The 20,542-nt window shown below is 30.9% G+C and carries 17 protein-coding genes; 11 read left to right on the top strand and 6 right to left on the bottom strand.

The annotated features are described in order from the left end of the window. Positions 1 to 51: 51 nt before the first annotated feature. The 3 genes from B0A78_RS02205 to rsmG form a co-directional block, all read right to left on the bottom strand. The gene (locus B0A78_RS02205) at positions 52 to 249 is read right to left on the bottom strand and encodes a hypothetical protein (RefSeq protein WP_097609333.1); all 198 of its coding nucleotides are present in this window, start codon (positions 247 to 249) and stop codon (positions 52 to 54) included. 786 nt (positions 250 to 1,035) lie between these two features. After that, entirely contained in the window at positions 1,036 to 1,230 is a 195-nt protein-coding gene (locus B0A78_RS14265; protein ID WP_145955912.1) for a hypothetical protein, read from the bottom strand. Positions 1,231 to 1,812: 582 nt separating this feature from the next. After that, the gene (gene rsmG / locus B0A78_RS02200) at positions 1,813 to 2,433 is read right to left on the bottom strand and encodes a 16S rRNA (guanine(527)-N(7))-methyltransferase RsmG (RefSeq protein ID WP_041253171.1); all 621 of its coding nucleotides are present in this window, start codon (positions 2,431 to 2,433) and stop codon (positions 1,813 to 1,815) included. Between the two features lie 105 nt (positions 2,434 to 2,538). Between rsmG and B0A78_RS02195 the strand changes: the two genes are divergently transcribed. Continuing rightward, positions 2,539 to 3,633 carry a fatty acid desaturase family protein gene (locus tag B0A78_RS02195; protein WP_014164746.1) on the top strand — a complete coding sequence of 365 codons (1,095 nt, stop codon included), beginning with the start codon at positions 2,539 to 2,541 and terminating at the stop codon, positions 3,631 to 3,633. 123 nt (positions 3,634 to 3,756) lie between these two features. Continuing rightward, on the top strand, positions 3,757 to 4,944 hold the full coding sequence (locus B0A78_RS02190) for a pyridoxal phosphate-dependent aminotransferase (RefSeq protein ID WP_014164745.1): 1,188 nt from the start codon (positions 3,757 to 3,759) through the stop codon (positions 4,942 to 4,944). 466 nt (positions 4,945 to 5,410) lie between these two features. On the opposite strand, the gene B0A78_RS02185 is transcribed toward B0A78_RS02190, so the two are convergent. Both B0A78_RS02185 and B0A78_RS02180 read right to left on the bottom strand, forming a co-directional pair. Next, a complete protein-coding gene (locus tag B0A78_RS02185; protein ID WP_065213757.1) occupies positions 5,411 to 6,433 on the bottom strand; it encodes a helix-turn-helix transcriptional regulator in 1,023 nt (340 codons plus the stop codon). A gap of 27 nt (positions 6,434 to 6,460) precedes the next feature. Then, on the bottom strand, positions 6,461 to 7,072 hold the full coding sequence (locus tag B0A78_RS02180; RefSeq protein ID WP_065213758.1) for an HD domain-containing protein: 612 nt from the start codon (positions 7,070 to 7,072) through the stop codon (positions 6,461 to 6,463). 137 nt (positions 7,073 to 7,209) lie between these two features. Between B0A78_RS02180 and B0A78_RS02175 the strand changes: the two genes are divergently transcribed. From B0A78_RS02175 to B0A78_RS02140, 8 genes are all read left to right on the top strand, one after another. Continuing rightward, a complete protein-coding gene (locus B0A78_RS02175) occupies positions 7,210 to 8,631 on the top strand; it encodes an RtcB family protein (RefSeq protein WP_065213759.1) in 1,422 nt (473 codons plus the stop codon). Between the two features lie 180 nt (positions 8,632 to 8,811). Next, a complete protein-coding gene (locus B0A78_RS02170) occupies positions 8,812 to 9,549 on the top strand; it encodes a nucleotidyltransferase domain-containing protein (protein ID WP_065213965.1) in 738 nt (245 codons plus the stop codon). A gap of 9 nt (positions 9,550 to 9,558) precedes the next feature. Next, a complete protein-coding gene (locus B0A78_RS02165; RefSeq protein ID WP_097609332.1) occupies positions 9,559 to 11,757 on the top strand; it encodes an ATP-dependent nuclease in 2,199 nt (732 codons plus the stop codon). Beyond that, complete coding sequence (locus tag B0A78_RS02160) at positions 11,739 to 13,046, top strand: UvrD-helicase domain-containing protein (protein WP_097609331.1); 1,308 nt, start codon at positions 11,739 to 11,741, stop codon at positions 13,044 to 13,046. The genes B0A78_RS02165 and B0A78_RS02160 overlap by 19 nt, the downstream gene beginning before the upstream one ends. 98 nt (positions 13,047 to 13,144) lie before the next feature. Next, complete coding sequence (locus B0A78_RS02155) at positions 13,145 to 13,903, top strand: ATP-binding domain-containing protein (RefSeq protein ID WP_097609330.1); 759 nt, start codon at positions 13,145 to 13,147, stop codon at positions 13,901 to 13,903. A gap of 45 nt (positions 13,904 to 13,948) precedes the next feature. Beyond that, positions 13,949 to 14,167 (top strand): hypothetical protein, encoded by a 219-nt coding sequence (locus tag B0A78_RS02150; protein ID WP_065213762.1) that lies wholly within the window; start codon positions 13,949 to 13,951, stop codon positions 14,165 to 14,167. 70 nt (positions 14,168 to 14,237) lie between these two features. After that, positions 14,238 to 14,771 carry an ExbD/TolR family protein gene (locus B0A78_RS02145; protein WP_014164737.1) on the top strand — a complete coding sequence of 178 codons (534 nt, stop codon included), beginning with the start codon at positions 14,238 to 14,240 and terminating at the stop codon, positions 14,769 to 14,771. A gap of 1,193 nt (positions 14,772 to 15,964) precedes the next feature. Further along, a complete protein-coding gene (locus B0A78_RS02140) occupies positions 15,965 to 17,266 on the top strand; it encodes a slipin family protein (RefSeq protein ID WP_014164736.1) in 1,302 nt (433 codons plus the stop codon). 66 nt (positions 17,267 to 17,332) lie between these two features. Here the strand turns inward: B0A78_RS02140 and fabD are convergent, their stop codons facing one another. Next, positions 17,333 to 18,202, bottom strand: a complete 870-nt coding sequence (gene fabD / locus B0A78_RS02135; RefSeq protein ID WP_065213763.1) for an ACP S-malonyltransferase — start codon at positions 18,200 to 18,202, stop codon at positions 17,333 to 17,335. A gap of 132 nt (positions 18,203 to 18,334) precedes the next feature. On the opposite strand from fabD, the gene B0A78_RS02130 reads away from it, so the two are divergent. Then, complete coding sequence (locus tag B0A78_RS02130; protein ID WP_065213764.1) at positions 18,335 to 19,960, top strand: hypothetical protein; 1,626 nt, start codon at positions 18,335 to 18,337, stop codon at positions 19,958 to 19,960. The last annotated feature ends 582 nt before the right edge of the window (positions 19,961 to 20,542 follow it).

The following is a 20,542-nucleotide window of genomic DNA, read 5'->3' as shown; positions in this document are numbered from 1 at the left end:
TCTGGTTTTATTTGCTTTTTTCTGGTGTTTTCTTTGTCCCTACAAAAGAACCTATTCATTGTAGTCTTCTTTTTCTTCTATGGATAAAATGTTGTGAGCCTCCATTTTCTTTTTAATAGGTAATTCCTGTGTTCTGTCCCCAACTTTAATATCTAAAAAACCGTAAGGTATCAAACTATCAGCATCGAGAATAAAACTAGGATGAATCAAGAAACCAAGATTTTTATCACTTGCATTGGTATACCTCATAAATTCATTTTTTTATTAGATTTTCATGTTGTATAGATTTATCTCATTTGCATTCCCTCTTGAATACATAAACTGGTTTTATCTTCAACACAATTAGCACAATTAGCACAATTAGAAGCCATATTTTGAACAATCTCTTTCTCCCTAGAACGATGATTTTATAAAAAAACACCGCTTTAGCCTCGAAATAAACTATCAGCTAATGATGTGTTGAATAAATCCTTTTAGAAAACAAGCAATTTTTGAATAGAATTAATCGCTTGTTTTTAATTCTTAAATATATCTTATCTGCGCTTTTGACTATAATATTTATAGTCAATCGGGAAGTTAAATAATAGCTTTTTACTAAATTATCAAGGAGTAACCACTTATTCTTGTTTAACCATAATATTTTTTTTTAATCATTGCATTTTCTTCATCATTACCCCCTTCTATTCAATCTGTCTCTACATTATTAGCTGTTGTAAAATTAAAAGTATTAAACAATTTTTTTAATAGACATGAATGTTGTATGCTTATTATATCATCTATACCATGAATTAATTTTATTTTAGATTTTAGGCAGCCTTTTAAATTAGTCAAAGTATTAACTTTAATAAAGTTTATAAAATCTTTATTGGCTCTTGAAGCAATAGTTTTTAAGAAAAAAGCTGTAAAACACTACGCTCAGTATACCTTTCCGTAATTAAACCATGCTGTAACCACATCTGTATTGAATGCCCCTATTTTAGAAATGTTTTTATCAAACCCATAAACATAATAAGAAGTAATCGTCGAATGAATCGTTTAATTTGAATTGGCTAATGAATACATCATTTGATTGAATAAATCATAAGCCCCTGAACATGCTGCTGTATTTCTAATATTCATCCCACTAATAGGATTTCCTTCTATACTTAAAAAAAAAGAAATGGTCACATTAGCTCTTTCAAAAAAAGCATATAAAGACAAGTTCTTGTCATGATTTACCCTTATTAACAATTTCAAGACAGGAAGTCATCATATCTCTACTTTTATATCTGAAATTATATCATAAAAAAGGGATGTTGTATATCTCCAGAATCATTATATCCGATATAATCAGGAAAAATAGTTCTATAGCCCATAGCATAGAAGCAATTAAAAAGGGTTATGTCCTAGAGAGCTGTTATACACATCATTTTCACCAAACATAGTTTTATGTTGGTAACTTAAAACAGAAAAAACATCTGAAGAACTTGTTCTTTGAGGAATCAACAACGTTCCTGAAGCAGTAATTCTCCCTTCATCACAATTTTTAGCAGCATAACTTACTCTGTATGCTTATACATCATACGTCACTAAAGGATCTAAGTCATTATTCTGAGACAGGAAATAATTTTATTTTCGTTTTACTAGACGATTTAACCTCTCTAAAAGATGTAGTTCCAATTTTTCTAGAAGAATAAGATAATTGATTCATGTTGCTCTATTTCAGTTTTTTCCTTTCAATTTCTTGTTCAGAACAAGAAAGAAACAACCCGAACAGACCTAAATAAATTACAAAAAAGAGGCTTCTAATCATTTCCTATCTATATTAAAATTTTATATCGGCAAATACACCACCTTTTTGGTTTCAAAAAAATCTTCCGAAAAGAAATCTACTATGTTATATTGGATTGACTCTGGAAAATCTTGTAACTCTTCACTCAAATCACCTCCTTTTAAGTATAAAATTCCATTAGCCCTTTCGGGATGATTGTTGTTTTTCTTAGTTTTCCCTTTCACCCATTCTACAAAATCAGGCATATTAGTTACCGCACGACTTACAATAAAATCAAATTTATCGTTAACTGTATGTGCTCTTTTTTGTTCGGCCTTTACATTTTTTAGTCCAATACCTTCTGCAACCGCATTCACCACTTTTATTTTTTTAGCAATTACATCAATTAAATAAAATTGAGTTTCAGGGAACAAAATAGCCAAAGGGATTCCTGGAAATCCACCACCTGTTCCAACATCCAGAATCTTACTCCCTGCTTTAAATTCTTGAATTTTAGCAATTGCCATAGAATGCAAAATATGTTTTTCATACAGTTCATCAATATCTTTTCTAGAAATCACATTGATTTTAGAATTCCAATCTTTGTATAATGCCTCTAATGCTCGGAATTGACTAATTTGTGTTTCAGATAAGTCAGGGAAATATGTGAGGATTTGCTCCATTTTTATTTTTTTTGACAAAATTAAACAATTTACGGTTTAAAAATTCTCTCTTTTCGTTATCAATTCAATTTATTAATAATTAAATTTGAACACATTTTTATAATTATGCAGACAAAAGAACCTATTTTCTCTAGAACCGATTCGATGAAGTTCTTTAGAACCTTAAACACAAGAGTTAATAACTACTTTAAGGAAAATAATATACAAAAAACAGGAAACTGGAAACTTTATTTAAAAACAATTGTTATGTTTTCTATTTTCTTAACTCCCTACTTTTTTTTAATTGGTATGGAAATGCCTTTTTGGGTCTACCTATTGCTAAATGTAGTTATCGGAATAGGAATGGCTGGGGTAGGAATGAATGTAATGCACGATGGCAATCACGGCTCCTATTCCTCTAAACAATGGTTAAACAAAATAATGGGAGGAAGTATTTATATCTTGGCAGGAAATGTATACAATTGGCAAGTTCAGCACAATGTATTACATCATACCTATACTAATATTCCAGGCCATGATGAGGATTTAGAAGCAGGACGTATTTTGCGTTTTAGCAAGCAGGCAAAATGGCATCGTTTTCATAAATTTCAACATTATTACTCTATTTTTCTTTATGGTTTGTTAACTTTTAATTGGGCTATAACAACCGATTTTCTTCAGATGAAACGTTATTTAAAACGCAAACTATCTTATGGTGAATTTATAAACCCAGCTATTCGTTGGACAACCCTAATCATTACTAAAATTATTTATTTTTCTATTTGGTTGGTCATTCCTATAGTTTTAGGGATTACTTGGTGGAAAGTAGTTTTAGGTTTTGTGGTTATGCACTATACCGCTGGATTAATCTTAAGTGTTATCTTTCAATTAGCTCACGTAATAGAAGATACAGAAACACCTGTACCCAATGTAGAAGGCGAAATGGAAAATACTTGGGCTATTCATCAGTTGTTTACAACCGTTAATTTTGCACCTAAAAACTGGTTAATAAATTGGTATACAGGCGGTTTAAATCATCAGATTGAACACCATATATTCCCACATATTAGTCATATTCACTATAATAAAATTGCAGAAATAGTAAAACAAACAGCTAAAGAATGTAATTTACCATATTATGAGTATAAAACAACTAGAGCGGCCATTATTTCTCATTTTAGACATTTAAAAGAATTAGGACAAAAACCTCAATTAGCATAAAAAATCTTAGTCTTTAGTTATCCGTCCAAAGTGATTGGTAAATAATTAAGAATAATAAACTATTTAATTAACTTCTCACCTGTCAAAAAATAAGGATTGATAACTAAATAATATTTCAACACAATGAACAACATTTTATCAGAAAGAATTAATAGCCTAGCTGTTTCACAAACTTTAGCAATGGCTGCTTTAGCAAGAGAATTAAAAGCACAAGGAAAAGACATCATCAGTTTAAGTTTAGGCGAACCCGACTTTAACACACCTGATTTTATAAAAGAAGCTGCAAAACAAGCTATTGATGATAATTTTTCTGCATATCCACCAGTAGAAGGTTATTTAGATCTAAAAGAAGCTATATGTGCTAAATTTAAAAGAGACAATAATCTACACTATACACCTGCTCAAATTGTAGTTTCTACAGGAGCTAAGCAATCATTATACAATATTGCTCAAGTAATGTTAAACCATGGAGATGAGGTCGTTTTGCCAGCTCCTTACTGGGTATCCTATTTTGAAATAATCAAACTTTCTGGAGGTACACCTATAGAAGTACCTACTTCAGTAGCCTCTAATTTTAAAATAACTCCCGCTCAATTAGAAGCCGCCATCACTCCTAAAACGAAAATGATGTGGTTTAGCTCGCCTTGTAATCCTTCAGGTTCTATTTACAGTAAAGAAGAATTAGAAGCATTAGCAGAAATATTAAAAAAACATCCTAATATTTACGTAGTTTCAGATGAAATCTACGAACATATTAACTATACAGGCAATTATTACAGCATAGGTTCTATTCCAGGAATGGAAAACAATGTTATTACGGTAAATGGAGTGGCTAAAGCATTTGCCATGACAGGATGGAGAATGGGGTACATTGGAGCACCCGAATTTATTGCTAAAGCATGTACAAAAATGCAAGGGCAAGTTACTAGTGGGGCTAACACCATTGCTCAGCGCGCAACAAAAGCCGCCGTAGAAGCTAATCCAGAAGCTATCAAATATATGGTAGACTCTTTCGAAAAAAGAAGAGGAATTGTATATCAACTATTATCAGAAATTCCAGGATTTAAACTTACAATGCCAGAAGGTGCTTTTTATTTCTTTCCAGATGTTTCCGAATACTTTGGAAAAATCCTAAGAGGAAAAGAAATAAAAGACGCTAATGATTTTGCTATGTACTTATTAGCAGAAGCTAACGTAGCCACCGTAACAGGAGATGCTTTTGGGAACCCAAACTGTATTCGTTTATCTTACGCTACTAGCGAAGAACTCTTAAGAGAAGCAATTAAACGAATAAAAGAAGCTCTAGTTTAAATAAAATAAAAAGAGGCTGTCCTGAAAATATCCAATAATTAATTAGTCACATCATCAATATGATGCGATTGGTTTTGATCCTACACTTGTTTGATCCTACACTGGTCAGGTAGAAGTAAATCAATAAGATAAAACAATTGGAATATTTTAAGACAGCCTCTATAGTATCTATCCGTTTTTAGTTTATTCAGCTCACCTAGAATACAAGATAAACAAGAAGAATTATAATGTAAATCCTTCTTTAACGTCTATTTTTTTACTTCTATGATAGAGGCATAATGCCTCAATATAAAGTAATTCTCTTTTTCTACTCATTCTTTCATCACTCTTCTAATTGGTAGCAATAAGGTTACAAGACGAAGTGAGATAACGTAGTTATTTGGGTGCAAAAAGGCTATCTCTATGTCGTTTGATGAAAAAATAGAACAATATGTAAAACAAACTATATGGCACTAATAAAAGAAAATCATGCCAAAATAGACGGATAATTTTCAAGTGCTTTTTCTAGAATAAATTTCATTCTTTTACGCAAACGCTCTGGTTTTAATACTTTCATACTGGCACCAAACCCAAGAATGATACGTTCTAATTCAAAATTTTCTTTTAAAAATAAATTAACAATGATACTACCATCTTCATTTTGCTGAATAATGCGTTGTGTGGTATGAATCGGTTTAGTAATAACATAGGGTGCATTATAAGCATCCACCCAAAGCTGAATGACGCAAGCTTGCATGCCCTTATTTACCGTAACACCTACGACGTTTTTATAATAAGCATCAGCATCAAAAGAATAATCTAAATAAGGAATGCTAAAATCGTAATCAATTGTGATGATTCTATCTAAAGCCAAGTTTGAAATGGGTTGGCTTCCTTTTTTCTTCCCCACAACAAACCATCTATTATTAAATTCTTTTAAAATAAATGGATGAAAATTAAAAGTTTGCGCCTCTCTAGATTTGAATGATTTATAAGTAATAATTAAAACCACTTTTTTAACAATGGCTTGATAAATTGCATCCAAAAAATGCAACCCTTTCAAATTCTCATTTTTATCCAAATGAATGATGGGTTGCGTATGCGTTTTTTCAGCGTAAATTTTGTCTTCAAGACGTTGCAGTATATCCGAAACATCATTAAATAATGAAAAATCTTTAAATTGCTTCAACATCGAAACCGTTTCTGTTAAAACATTAATATCAGTTTCTGTTAACGGAATATCAGTAATACTAAAATCTTCATCCGCATAACGATAGTATTTCTTATCATAGACTTCGATAGGCGCATTGTAGCCTAGTTTTTCACTACGCATCAATTGGATATCCAATTGAATTGTGCGTTTGCTTACGGAGTTTTCCTTTCCTTCATATTCATACAACGCATCAGAACAGGCTTCTATTAAATCATCAAGTGTCCACATACGATATTTGTTTTGTAAACATTTATCGATGGTTTTATATCGAATTAGGGCGTTTTTGTTTTGAGCCATTTTTTTTCAGTATTCAGTGTTCCGTTATCAAAGCAATGCAATTTCTCTTTTAATATTTTCTCTTGCTTGTTTTTCATATTGCATTCGGAAAGTTTTTGTTAAATAGATGGTTTCTTTTTCCAAGAAATGCTCTAATGCTTTTTTTCGACCAGGATTGTACATAAAATTGGGGTAGATTCGATATTCTTTTCTGATTTGTTTAAAGTAAACTTCGTAATCTTTCCACTCTTTTGACAAGATTTTCAAATCAAAATCAATTAGCCAATTTATGTCTTCCACTAAACTATGTTCATGCAATTTTGTCGCCAATATCATTTCAAAAACCAAGTCCTTATTAATTTTTGTGTTTGTAGGTAAAATTGAAACAGCAAATTCCGCACTTTTTAATTCATTTTCTTTACTTGTAGCTTTATATATATAATCGTGATAAAAAATAGAATATAAAATTTCATGAGGAAATTGTAGGCAATCCTTATATTTTTCAAAACATACTATCATTTCTTGTAGGTGATTTAAGTTATGATAATGTCTTGATTTTTGTGTGTAACCCTTTTGTAAATTATCCCAATGTGAGGTTGTTTCTATCTGATTAAAGCCTATTTTAAGTAATAATTCGGAAAAGATATGTTCTAAATACATATTGTTGTTTTACCAAAAATAAAAACTAAATTTCACTACGCAAAATAACTACGCACTTAATTTAAAATCTTTGTAAAAGAAAATAATTAGCCTGATAGCTTCATCGAAAAATCATCAGGTTCACAAAAGAAAAAATTATGAATACACCAATAAACGGAAACGACTTACTAGCATTAGGTTTTCAATCTGGTTCAGCATTAGGAGTTGCATTAAAAATAAATAAAAAGCGATTAGGGTTTACTCGCGAAGAAATGATCGAAAATTATAAAAAAGTTTTGGAATCACCAGAAAACTACCTAGAAGATAAAAATTTCAGCACGTTGGCTTCGGCACTGATAGAACAAGCCAATGAAAAGCCTGAAGATTTCATTTCGTTAAATCCAACTCCAGAATCTTTTGCACTTTACGGAGAAAAACACATTGAGGAAGGCGCAAAAAAGCAAATGGAAATTGCCATGAAACTTCCTGTTACTGTGGCTGGTGCCTTAATGCCTGATGCACATCAAGGGTACGGTTTGCCTATTGGAGGAGTTTTAGCCACAAATAATGCGATAATTCCCTACGGTGTTGGTGTGGATATTGGTTGTCGAATGGCATTATCAGTCTATGATATTCCAGAATTGTTTTATTATGAAAACGAAGCTAAATTTAAAAGAGAATTAGTTGCCCATTCTAAATTTGGTGCCGGTCATGGTTATCACGGACAATACAAAAGTGATCATCACGTATTAGAAAATAAAGCATTTAATGAAAATGCCTTTTTAAATAATTTAAAGGATAAAGCTTGGTCGCAATTAGGAACTTCTGGTGGTGGAAATCATTTTGTTGAATTTGGAATCATGGAATTTGAAAAAGACGATGCTGTTTTAAATATTCCAAAAGGAAAATATGTGGCGCTTTTAACACATTCAGGATCAAGAGGATTTGGAGCAACCATTGCGGGACATTATACAAAAATGGCAAAGCAAGTTTGTAAACTGCCCCACGAAGCGAAAAATTTAGCCTATTTAGATTTGAATTCTGAGTTAGGTCAAGAATATTGGATAGCCATGAATTTGGCAGGTAATTATGCCTCAGCATGTCACGAAATTATTCATGATAAAATAGGAAAAGCTTTAGGAGCAACGGTTTTAGCCAAAGTAGAAAACCATCATAATTTTGCTTGGAAAGAAATCTATAACGGAGAAGAAGTAATTGTACACCGAAAAGGAGCAACCCCTGCAGGAAAAGGAGTCATGGGAATTATTCCTGGAAGCATGACAGCACCAGGTTTTTTGGTTAGAGGAAAAGGAGATGAAAAAGCCATTAATTCGGCATCGCATGGTGCAGGCCGACAAATGAGCAGAACCCAAGCTATTAAAAGTATTACCCAAAGTGATATGCAAACCATTTTGAAAGATCACGGCGTAACCCTTATTGGTGCAGGTTTAGACGAAGCCCCTATGGCTTATAAAGATATCAACCAAGTGATGGCATCACAACAAGATTTAGTTGATGTGGTTGCAAAATTCACGCCTAAAATGGTTCGTATGGCCGATGACGGGAGTCGTGAGGATTAATTTTTACACTGATGGTTTACAAAACCTGTCAGGTGTAACCAAATACGGAGGTTCAAATCCTCCCTTAGCGACAGTAAGACTTCGTAGTTTAAATTGGGAAAACATTTAGATAAATATTTAGAAACAAACCGCATATTTCTATACGGTTTTATAGTATTAATTTTATTAAATTTGAGAAACATGCAAACAAATACACTAAACAAACTAAAAGAAATCGAACGAGAAAAAGGTGTAGAAATCCTCTATGCGGTCGAATCAGGCAGTCGTGCTTGGGGCTTTGCCTCACCCGATAGTGATTATGACATTCGTTTTATCTACAAACACGATTTAGACTATTACCTATCCCTTTGGGAACAACCTGATACCATCGAGTTTATGACCACCGACAATTTAGACGGTAGCGGTTGGGACTTACGGAAAACCGTAAGGTTATTAGCAAAATCCAATGCACCTTTGTTGGAATGGTTGTCTTCGCCTGTGGTGTATTATGAAAATGAAACATTTATAAACCAAATGCGAGCCTTGGCAAAAGATTGTTTTTCGCCAGTGGCGTGTTTGCATCATTATTTGGGAACCACCAAAAATTTCATGGAAGTATGCCAAGCCGAAGAAGTAAAACTCAAAAGTTATTTCTACGCTTTGCGTACGGCTCTAGCAGGAAAATGGATTATAGAAAAGAACCGTTTTCCGCCAGTAGATTTTATGGAATTATTGCCTATAGCACCACATAACCTACAAGAAAAAATAAAAGAATTAATGCAAATAAAAGCCAACCAAGACGAAAAGTATTTGCACCCAAAAGAGGTTTTGATTACTGATTTTTTGCAGGAAACGGTGGTTTTTAACCAAGAACATGCGAATAGTTTGGGAAGTGATGAGAAGATGGCGGAGGAATTGGATGGGTTTTTAAAAGTTTGATAAAACAAAATGAAAATAGAATCAATACACATTAGTAATTTCAGGTTGCTAAAAGACTTTAAGTTAGATTTAGAAAAAACTTTATCATTAGTATTAGGAAAAAATAATACAGGAAAGACTTCTATTTTAACGTGCTTAGAAAAATTTATCAATAGCGAAAGCGATAAAATTAAAGCGGAAGATTTTAATTTAGACTATAAAAAAGAAATTGAAAGTCTCATTACAAGTCCTGAACAAATTGAAGATAAAGAGGAATATGACAAAACCCTCTACGGCATCAAGTTAAGATTAGTTTTATTCTATGATGGAGATGATAATACCAGTACAATCTTTGATTTAATGATGGATTTAGAACCTGATCACAACAAGATTGTTTTGGGTTATGAATATTCTTTGCATTTCAATGATTATGAAGAAATGCGAAAAGAGTATAAATCTTTTCTTAATAATGAAAAAGAAAAGGTAGCTAAAAAGAAAAATTATTTAGCCAAAACTTTTGAATACTTTTTCAAAACCAATCAAGACAAATTTTTTAAAAGAAGATGGAAAAGTATTGACTACGATTATGATAACAATATAATCCTTGAATCAAATTTTAATGATTTAGAAAAAAGCAAGCTCAAAAATAATTTGAAAGACATCATTAATTTCAAATATATAGATGCTAAAAGAGGAGTAACAAATAAGGATAACGATAAAACCTTATCTACACAAACATCAGAAATATATGAAAGAAGTGAGAAAAATGATGCTGATGAAGAAAAAATCCAAGAATTCAATGAGGCAATAGAAGAAACAGATGAAAAATTAAGTGAAGTTTATAAGGATTTATTTAGTGAAACAATTGATACTGTAAGAGAGTTTGGAGGCATAAAAAAAGAAGAATCCATAATCAAAATTATTTCAAACTTAAAACAAAAGGAGTTATTGAAAGGAAATACTACGGTAGTTTATAATCATAATGAGACCGATTTTCCTGAACAGTATAATGGTTTAGGTTATATGAACCTTATCAGTATGATTTTCCAAATCAAAATTTTAGTCTCAGAATTTGCGCGAAAAAGAGACGAAAATCCAGCGAGTATAAATTTATTATTAATTGAAGAACCCGAAGCCCATACACATCCACAAATGCAGTATGTCTTTATTCAAAACATTGCGAATCTTTTAAATAAAGGAATTCCAATAGAAAAAGATGTAAATGGGAAAGTTATAAAAAGTCAACCTTTTCAATATATTATTAGTACACACTCTTCACACATTGTTGCGAATTGCCAAGATTTTAATACAATAAAATATTTGAAGAAAGAAGCTATTAATGACATTAAAGCAAAAAATTTAAAAGACTTAGAAAAGGAATATAATAGAGAAGGAGAAGAAGGAAGGAAAAACTACCGTTTTTTAAAACAGTATTTAACACTAAATAGAACCGAACTATTTTTTGCTGATAAAGCAATTTTTATAGAAGGTGATACCGAAAGAATTTTATTACCAGCAATGATGCAAAAAATAGATAATGAAGAACCAATAGCAGAAAATGAACTTAAATTATTATCTCAAAATATTTCAATTGTTGAAGTTGGCGCGCATTCTCAGATTTTTGAAAAGTTTATTGATTTTATTGGTGTAAAATCTTTAATAATAACTGATATTGATAGTTTTTATAAAGAACAAGCAAAAGATAAAGATGGTAAATTAAAGTTTGAAAAAGACAAAGATGGTAATAATACACCTGTGATGGAACAAAAAAAATGCCCTGCTAATCATATTAGAGCAGATAAAACATCAAACTCTTCACTTCGTTATTACTTTGGAAAAACACCAAATGACCTAGATTTTTTCAAAAAATTAAATTTTGAAGATAAAATATTAAAAAAAGAGATTGATAAAAAATGGAAACAAAACGCTTTAGGTAATTTATTAATTACTTATCAAACAGAAGAAGAAAGTTATCACGCATATAGTTTTGAAGATGTCTTTTTTCATATCAATCAAGATTTTATTTGTAACAACACTTTTCAAGAATTAACTGATGTTGGGCATAATAAATTCATAAAATATAAAGATGCATTTAAATTAGCTGAAAAAGGAGTTAAAAAAAAGCCCGGACTTGCAATAGATATCTTATTAAATAGTGATGAAAAATTTTCAAATTGGCAAATACCAAATTATATTAGAGAAGGATTATTATGGTTACGAAAAGACTAGAACTAAAAGACAAACAGCCTGAAGTTTTTCAAATTTTACAACATATAGATAACCGAAACCATTTTTTATTAAGTGGTGGTGCAGGAAGTGGAAAAACGTATTCTTTGGTTTCTATTATCAGACAAATTCTGGAAGAACAACCTACAGCGCAAATCGCTTGTATTACCTATACTAATGCAGCAGTAAAAGAAATCGAAGAAAGGGTTAATCATAAAAAATTAAAAGTTTCAACTATACACGATTTTCTTTGGGATTGTATTAAAAATTTTCAAAGAGAGCTTAAAAAATGTGTTATAGATTTAGCTAAAAATGATAGTATAACCAGTTTTCAATTGGATAATCCCGACATATCCATTTTTGAAGGGAAGAAGATTGAATATAAAGAATTTGTTAGGTTAACAGAAGGCATTATTTCACACGATGAATTGTTGATTTTGGCAGAAGCTATGTTTGCTAACTACCCTAAACTTTGTGATAACATCAATGACAAGTTTAATTTTATTTTTGTTGATGAATATCAAGATACCGACAAGCTTGTTGTTGAAATTCTATTAAATCATTTATCTCGTTCTAAAAAAATGAACAAAACAATAATTGGTTTTTTTGGTGATGCAATGCAATCCATTTATGAGGACAGAATTGGTAATTTAGATGAGTATTTAAAAAAAGAAGATACTAAACTAAAAAAAGTTATTAAAGCTGAAAACAGAAGAAATCCTCAAAAAGTGATTGATTTAGCGAATAAATTGCGCACAGATACGGTAACACAGCAGGCTTCAAAAGATCTAAAAGCTCCCAACATGCTTACGAATGGAAATGTAAAAGAAGGTAATGTTTTATTCTTACATTCAACAAAATCTGATTTACCAAAACTCAAAAAGTATCTTTCTACTCTTGATATTGATGTAAAATGGAATTTTGACGATTCTAAAAACACTAAAGAATTAAACTTAACCCATAATCTTATTGCATCACAGGCAAATTTTTCAACATTGATGAATATTTATGATAAAGAACCGATACTCTCGCTTAAAGCCGACATTGTAAAAGGAATCAAAGAAAATAATTTAGTTTTTGAAGAAAATATGACATTTGACGAAGTTGTAAATAAATCAGATTTAAAAGCTCAACCATATTTAATGGAAGAAATACTTTCTAATAAAATAGCTCTCGAAGAATTTAACAAAATTAAAAAATTAAAAAAAGAAGATTTTCAGCTTTTAGAATTCGAGAATGACTTATTAGGCAAATTAAAGGAAAAAGTGTCTAATGTTACTAAAAAAAATTAAATGATTTAGAAACAATAGAAGATATAGTTAATAGCATAAATTTTAAAATTAAGGTAAGTAAAAAAGACAAATTACTCTCTAATGAAGAAAATAAATTATTGTATGAAAAACTTAGGGATAAGCCTTTTATTGAAGTAAAAAAAATATATATTGACAAGGATCATCTTATTGATGATAAAAAAGAAGTAGAAGATGAAGAAAGCAAGAAAGGTTCAAAACGAGATAATTTGATTAAACATCTTTTCAAAATTCAGCATACTTTATCGTATTATGAAAATAAAAATTTCCCTGAATTTTTTAGAATTATGAAAAAGAATAATGTTGGATATAAGATAAATAGCATTAAAGAGAAAGAGCAACTTAAAGAAAATATTGAAAAGCTTTTAAAAAACAATAAAATCACAATTGGGGAAGTTATTGACAAGGCAGATGAATTAGGAATCGTTATCAAAAATGACAAGCCATTAAACGATTTTAGAGAATCCAAAGGATATATATACGATAGGGTTGCACAAGTTCCCTACCAAGAATTTATCAATTTGTATAATTACTTAGAAGGATTTACACCTTATTCCACACAACATAAAACCAAAGGTTCGGAATATGATAATGTTTTAGTTGTATTAGATAATGCGGATTGGACAAAATACAGTTTTAAACATTTATTTGAAAACACAAAAGATAAAGAGAAAATTATTGAAAGAACACAAAAGCTATTTTATGTTTGTTGTACAAGAGCAAAAGAAAATTTAGTTGTTTTAGCATTGTCAGATATGAATGACAAAGCAATTGAGAATGTCAAAAAATGGTTTGGAGAAGAAAATGTTTTGCCAATAGAAGATTTTTTGAAATGTTAAAAATATCTCCTTGCCTCCATTAGGTTATTACAATCCGCATTACAAATGGGTAAAACCGCTCGTCTTACGATTCGAGTTAGTAATAGGGAAGAATTATTAGCCATAAAAACAGGATCAATTAATTATGATCAATTAATGCAATCCGCAGAAACTCTTTTACAAGCCATAGAGGAGGTTTATGATAACGTAAATTTGAAAGAAAAACCTAATTATAACCAAGCAGAAGACCTACTTATTAAAATGCGAAATACACTATATACCTAATTTTTTTTAGATTTTTTTAACAATTAGGTACAGTTCTTGTTGTAGACATACTAACTAAAAACAATAGATTATGAGCGAAACAAGAAATTCCTTTGGAAGAAATCCTATAACTCGTAAATGCCAAAATCGTAACCCAAGAGTAGACCTTACTGCTATGGTAAGTATTTCTTTTTTATTAATTGTGTTCTTTATGTTGACCTCTTTTTTATCACGTCCGAACGGATTAAGTTTAGGAATGCCTAGCAAAAGAAAATGTATTTATGATAGATGTCCAACCACTGCCTATAATAGAGAATGTACCATATTATTAAAAGAGGATGCTATTATTTTATATCAAGGTCTTTTAGAATCACCTCTTGAAAAACCAAAAAGGTTTTCATATAAAAATAACGGTTTAGCAAAAGAAGTAATGCGTAAAAACACTCTCATACAAAAACAATCGGGTAATTCTAAAAAAGGACTTATTCTTTTAGTAAAATCATCTAAACAATCCAATTATGGAAATTTAGTGCACGTATTAGATCAATTAACGATAGCTAAAACAGCTATTTATAATGTTATGGATATTACACCGGCAGAAGAACTATTTTTAAAAGACAAATAAACTTCGCTTTTTTAAAAATCATTATACATCTGCTCTATAAAAACCTCAAAACAATCCATCTGTTTAAACAAATTGGTCCTAAAACCATATTAAGGATCTATTTCATATACCATCAAACAGATATTCAAATGTTTTGAATCTACGGCATTATAAACAATCCTTTTTAAAATAAAAATATTCCCAGCGTCCTCACCAAAAGGACGCTTTTTTTATACTGAAAGTCTACCTCATCTATACTTATAAAAGATACATACAAAACACGAATAAGTTTCTTTTAATACCTAGTTTACTCCTGTCTTAAGAATATATATATTATTATTCTAGCCCTTGCTTTTAATCTAAAAAAGAACCTATAGAACATTATTTAAAAACTACGCAAAATAATTACGTAGTTTGTTTTGAATCTTTGTTCAACGAAAAAAGTTCTTAGAAATATAAAAAATATGTATCAAAATATCAAACAAGTCCAGTTGGGTGTTTCTGTATAGCACTAATGTGGTAAGAGTTACGCTTGCTGCGTATTACAACTTACTATGCAACTTGATTTGATGGTTTAAGTATTTGCCAAAAAATACTGATTTTGTAGGTTCGAATCCTATTTCTTCCTTTAGCTGAAGAATGGCGGATTCTGTAATCAAAAGCATCGGTTCGAATCCGATACGCAATTCATTGCGTTAGCTCAGTTGGTTAGAGCACTACATTTTTTATGTAGCATTATTGAAAGAGTAGGAATCTCTCTTTAAAAAGATTCTCAATTCAAAAAAATGTTCTGAACGGAACAAGTTTATACCTCTTTATACAATTTATCCAATAAATAGGTATAAACACTTTAGAAAAAGCTTGAATTAGGCACGTTTTTACGGAACGATTGATTAGCTTTTAGATTAAAATGTATGCTTTTTTTAATACAAAAAAAGAGTACTAAAATAATTTGAAACCTTTTAAATGAGGACAGTAAAACTACTTATTTCCGCTTTGATAAAAGCCCTTCCGTTCAAACATTTTTAAACCCATATTAAAAATTTATTATAGATAAAATGACTTTGGATTAAAAAAATACTTCATTTTTTATCTTCAATGTAGTAACACTACAGTTGCGGAAAAAAATCTGTGCCTTTTTATTCTTTGCCCTTTTGTCTTCATTATAAAATCCAATACATCATCTAAGTCAAACACAGATAAAAAAATAAAATATGATACAAAAAATTAACATCAAAACCTTTCAAGTAGGTTTGGTTTTTAAAAATGATAAACTAACAAAAGTCTTGACAGAAGGAAAACACTTTTTGTTTGGAACACAATTACAAGTACTCTATTTTGATATGCGCACTCCGTTTGAAACCACGTGGGATCTAGATCTTTTATTAACAAACGATTCCTTAGCTCAAATGTTAGAAGTGGTTGAGGTAGCGGATTATGATGTAGTATTGCAATTTGTTAATAAGAATTTTCAAAGTGTTTTAAAAAAAGGAAAATACGCTTTTTGGAAAGGAATTTACCATTATCAGTTTATGACTTATAACATGATGAATGAGTTTATACCGCCAACGAATTTAGATTTGTTATTAGAACATCCAGATTTAGCAACTTTACTAAATATAATAACAGTTAAGGATAACGAAATCGTTTTGCAATACGTAAATGATAATTTCAAAGAAGTTTTAACCGCTGGTAAATACGCCTTTTGGAAAAGTTGTACCCAATATGATTTTAAATGGTTTGATTTGAATGCAACTGAAACGATTGAAAAAATAGATAAAAAATTATTAGAGCATCCTAAAATAAGATCCTTTGTTCAAAAAATAGAAGTTTTAAATTATGAAAAAGGCTTATTATTTATTAATGGAAAATGGACTGAAGTTTTAGAATCTGGAATTTATAATTTTTGGAACAACGGAAATCTATTAGAAGTAAAAGTAGCAGACCTCCGTCAACAACAAATGGAAATTTCAGGGCAAGAAATACTGACTAAAGACAAAGCAAATTTAAGAATTAACTTTTTTGTGAAATACCAAGTTACAACTATTGAAAAAGCCTTAATAGCTAATAAAGATTACGAAAAGCAATTGTATATTGTAATGCAATTAGCCTTAAGAGCGTACGTAGGCGGATTTACCTTAGATGAATTGTTGACTAAAAAAGAGGAAATCACACAAACTCTTTTAGTAGAAACCAAAACAAAAGTAGAACCATTAGGCGTTGAAATTTTGGATGCAGGTATTCGAGATGTAATTTTACCAGGAGATATGAAAGAAATCATGAACCAAGTTTTAGTTGCCGAAAAAAAAGCCCAAGCAAACATGATTATGAGACGTGAAGAAACGGCTTCTATGAGAAGTATGTTAAACACAGCTAAATTAATGGAAGAAAACGAAATGTTATGGAAATTAAAAGAAATGGAATACGTCGAAAAAATAGCAGATAAAATAGGTGAAATTACGATTTCAGGAAGCGGAAATATTATAGGACAACTGAAAGAAATTTTTGTAAAATAATATATTCTTTACTATCACGCAAATATAAAAATTAGCGTGATAGTTTTCAGCCATAAGAGGATACGATTAAGCAGAAAAAGTGGCTATTTCTTTATTGATTTTGTTTACTAATCCTACTAATACTTTGCCTGGCCCTACTTCCGTAAAACTAGTTGCCCCATCTGCAATCATCTGGTTTACAGACTGAGTCCATTTGACAGCACCTGTTAACTGAGCAATTAAGTTCTTCTTAATTTCAGTTGGATCGCTTACCGCGTTAGCCGTTACATTTTGATATACAGGACAGGAAGGAGTATTAAAAGGAGTTGCCTCAATAGCCGCGGCTAATTTTTCTCTTGCAGGTTCCATCATAGGAGAGTGAAAAGCTCCTCCTACAGGTAAAATTAAGGCTCGTTTTGCACCTGCTTCTTTCATTTTCTCACAAGCTATTTCTACAGCTTTTAATTCGCCTGAAATAACCAACTGCCCAGGACAGTTGTAATTAGCAGCAACTACCACACCGTCTATAGAAGCACAAATATCCTCAACAACGGGATCTTCTAGGTTTAAAACCGCTGCCATTGTAGAAGGAGTAATTTCACACGCTTCTTGCATAGCTAAGGCACGTTGCGAAACTAATTTTAATCCATCTTCAAATGACAATGTTCCATTAGCTACTAAAGCAGAAAATTCGCCTAATGAATGCCCTGCTACCATATCAGGTTTTACATCTAAAACTTTGGCTAAAATGACTGAATGTAAAAAAACAGCAGGTTGCGTTACTTTCGTTTCTTTTAATTCTTCTGTAGTCCCTTCAAACATAATGTCTGTAATACGGAAGCCTAAAATTTCATTCGCTTTTTCAAATAATTCTTTCGCTAATTCGGAAGATTCGTATAAATCTTTACCCATTCCGGTAAATTGTGCTCCTTGACCTGGAAAAACGTATGCTTTCATTAAAATATTTTTTTATGTTTAAATGTAGAATTATTGAAAATAATTCGAAACAAAAATACATAAAATTATTGAAACCAATTTTTGTAACTATTCTCTATGAATTGCGTCTAACAGCTAATCAAAAAAATGTGTATGAATCATTTTATAAAAGGATTTATCCTAATTGTATTGGGTTGCCTACTTGTTTATTTTAATTTACCAGTATTAAATTACGGTTTTGTTGAACTTCCTTTTTTACTTTTAATTTTAGTTTTTGTATGGATGATTCTTTCTACAAAACTTCAGATTTCTCGCGATGGAAAGCAAGTTAAAATGATAAATCTACCTTCAAGTATATGGTTGTATGTTATAGGAATACTGTTAGTATATATATTTATATTCCCTATTTTTAGTTCCCGTTTGATACAAACTAAAAAACATCAAGAATTAATAGGTAAAGTAGCTAATGGCGATAAAATTTCAAAACATATAGCCCCTATTTCATTAAATGAAATTCGTGTAGTAGATGAAGATCTTGCCTATTTATTAGGCGAAAAAATACTAGGCTCGCAACCTGCTTTAGGAAGTCAAGTACATTTAGGCGAATTTTATATTCAAAAAATAAACAATAAATTGTACTGGGTTGCTCCTTTACTTCATTCTGGTTTTTTTAAATGGTTAAATAATACAGAAGGAACCGCTGGTTATGTAATGGTTTCAGCAACAAATGAACGCGATGTACAATTGGTACAAAATAATAGTGGAAAACCTATTAAAATTAAATATCAACCAAGTGCTTATTTGGGCAATGAAATACGCAGACATATTTATTTTAATGGCTATACGTCTACTGGATTAACAGATTTTACTTTTGAAGTAGATGATACAGGAAAACCATTTTGGGTGGTAACTAAATATGATAAAAAAATAGGATTTACGGGAAATGATGCTACTGGTGTCTTGGTAGTAGATGCACAGACAGGCATTATAAAAGAATATACTATAGCCAATACCCCTCAATGGGTAGATCGTATACAACCCATTGGCTTTATTGAAGACCAATTAAATGACTGGGGCGAGTTAGTACATGGCTATTGGAATTTTTCTAATGCAGATAAACTAAAAATTACCGAAGGGATGAGCTTAGTGTATGGTAAAGATAATAAGTCCTATTGGTACACGGGTTTAACTTCTGTAGGAAAAGATGAATCATCTGTAGGGTTTGTATTAGTAGATACTCGTACTAAACAAGCTACATTTTATAAACAAAGTGGAGCAACGGAATTTGCCGCACAAAATTCAGCCCAAGGAAAAGTACAGGAGAAAGGATATAACGCGTCATTACCTATTCCGTATAATATTAACAATATCCCTACTTACGTTATGACGTTAAAAGATAGAGGCGGTTTAGTAAAAATGTTTGCTATGGTTTCTATTCATGATTATACTATTGTTGGCGTAGGAAATACGATGCGTGAAACTCTAATGGCTTATAAAAATGCTTATAATATGTCAGGTGATGGGATAAAATTAGAAACCGCAACAGATAAAAAAACGGTTAAATCCGCAGTAACTCGTATACAAAACGATGTGAAAAATGGCAATAGTTTTTACTACTTTACCATACAAGGAGAAAATAAAATATTTATTGGTTCTTCACAGTTGTCTAATCAATTACCCATTACACGCGTAGGAGATCAAGTAGAAATTACTTATGATGCAGACAATGAAGAAGTCATAGATGTCTCTAGTTTTAAAAATTTTTCGTTAGAAAAATAAAGAATAACTCCAAACAGAGTAATATTACAACGTTTAATTTTTGATTTCAATCTTAAGGAGAACTTAAGCGATCCGAGTTATCATCTGATTAATTTTGGCGGTTCTCCTTTGGCTTGTCTAGGGAAAAATGAGGAATGAAGTTTCAGAATTAATAGACTCTTTTAAAACGGTCTGTAGTTTAAAAGACTAATAAACACTATTCTCCCATGAAGTATTTTTCATTCGGATTCTTGTCATCCCGACATAAGGAGGGATCCGATAAAGTGAGCAACGCAACGTTTTTTTTTAAAATTCTGGTTATGATACTCCCCTTTCATGAAGTGTTTTTGATTGGGATTATGCGACTCCTCCTACCGTCGGAGTAACAAATGGGGCTGAAAATAAAACCTAAGAGGTTAAAATAACACTATCTCATTTTTTAAAATTTCATCATAATATCCTGTCTTTTCGGAATTAGAAACAGGGTCAAAAACTACCGTTTGGGTCTTTTTCACTCGCTCTCGTAGAATTTTAAAATGAAATCTTAAAAAGTGGGTGCCTAAAAGTAATCGTTTAACGTCTAGCTTGTTACTTCGGCGACAG

The organism is Flavobacterium columnare NBRC 100251 = ATCC 23463 (assembly GCF_002530675.1).
Classification (GTDB): domain Bacteria; phylum Bacteroidota; class Bacteroidia; order Flavobacteriales; family Flavobacteriaceae; genus Flavobacterium; species Flavobacterium columnare.
Note: the sequence above shows the minus strand (reverse complement) of the source record. Positions and strands in the feature narration are given on the sequence as shown.